Annotated in this window: 2 protein-coding genes; one reads left to right on the top strand and one right to left on the bottom strand. The window is 74.0% G+C overall.

The window, feature by feature from the left end; genetic code table 11:
* A partial coding sequence (locus tag G7A99_RS19375; protein ID WP_163143308.1) for a putative inorganic carbon transporter subunit DabA occupies positions 1-1,144 on the top strand: 1,144 nt, incomplete at its 5' end.
* A 16-nt stretch (positions 1,145-1,160) separates the two neighbouring features.
* Here G7A99_RS19375 and G7A99_RS19370 read toward each other — a convergent pair.
* Positions 1,161-1,571: ParA family protein (locus G7A99_RS19370; protein WP_163143305.1), on the bottom strand; the 411-nt coding region annotated here is incomplete at its 5' end.

The raw sequence follows: 1,571 nt of genomic DNA, 5'->3' as shown, positions 1-1,571 counted from the left end.
CTTCGCGTTCGTGGAGTCGATGGGCCCCGTCTACGCCGGCAAGCTGCTGGGCGACAGCCTCGGTCTGCACCGGCGCCGCGCCGGCGCCGGCCCCGCCCCGGCCATCCCGGGTCTCGGCCCGGAGGAACGCGCGGAGACCGCCGAGTCCATCCTCCGGGCCATGTCGCTCACGGACAACTTCGCCCGGCTGGTGGTCTTCGTCGGCCACGGCGCCGGGGTCAGCAACAATCCGCACGCCGGCACGCTGCAGTGCGGCGCCTGCGGCGGGCACGCCGGGGACGTCAACGCCAGAGCGCTCGCCGGCCTGCTCAACGACCCGGAGGTCAGGGCACGGCTGGCCGGGCGTGGCATACCGATCCCCGCGGACACGCTTTTCGTGGGTGCGCTCCACGACACCACGTCGGACCGGGTCACGCTCTTCGACGGTGACGCACCGTCATCCGCACACCGGGATGACGTGGCGAGGCTCGCGCAGCGGTTCGACACCGCCGGTGAACTCGCCCGCGACGAACGGGCGCGGCGGCTGCCCCGGGCCAGGCGCGGGTCGGACGTCGCCGCCCGGGGCCGCAACTGGGCCGAGCTGCGCCCGGAGTGGGGACTGGCCGGCTGCAGCGCCTTCATCGTGGCACCGAGGCACCGCACCCGCGGCCGGGACCTCGGCGGCCGGGCCTTTCTGCACAGCTACGAATGGCGCGATGATGAGGGGTTCCGCGTCCTCGAGCAGATCCTGACGGCGCCGGTCGTCGTGGCGAGCTGGATCAACCTGCAGTATTACGGCTCGACGGTGGCGCCGGACACGTTCGGCGGGGGCAGCAAGGTCCTGCACAACGTCACCGGGGGGATCGGCGTGGTCGAGGGCAACGGTGGTGCCCTGCGTACCGGACTGCCCTGGCAGTCGGTACACGACGGCGACCGATCCGCCCACCACCCCCTGCGGCTGACGGTGGTCATCGAGGCCCCGACGGCGGCCATAGACGGGGCCCTGCGGCGCCATGACGACGTCCGCGCGATGTTCGACAACCGCTGGGCACACCTGCTGGCACTGGACGAGTCCGGACAGCTCGCGTGGCGTTACCACCGCGCCGGACACTGGACGCCCTGGACGGGCGAGCGGGACGCTGCACCGGTCGCGGCCGCCGGCTGATCCCCGCGGGCGGGGATCAGCGTCCGAACCCGGCGGCGACCTCGGTCCAGAGACCGGCATACGCCCTGGCGGCGGCGCTGCGCGGGGCGAACGTCCCCACCGGGGCCTGCTCCAGGCCCATGCGCTCGACCACGCTGGCGTAGGGGATCCAACCGGCCATCAGGCCCTCGAAGGCCGCGGGCGGCTCCGCCAGCCAGTCCCGGTGCAGGCGGCGGCGACGGTCCACCAGGCTGAAGAACGGGGAGAGCCGCCGGCGCACCGCCTTCTTGCCGCCCAGGTGCTCGCGCATCTGCGTCCACGCCCGCAGCGACAGCGGGCTCGGCACCACCGGCACCAGCACCCGGTCCGCGGCCCGCGCGACCTGCTCGGCGAAGCGGGACAGCCCCGGCGGGCAGTCCAGCACCACGAGCGCGTACTGCTCGGCGAA

Source organism: Arhodomonas sp. KWT (assembly GCF_010993615.1).
Note: the sequence above shows the minus strand (reverse complement) of the source record. Positions and strands in the feature narration are given on the sequence as shown.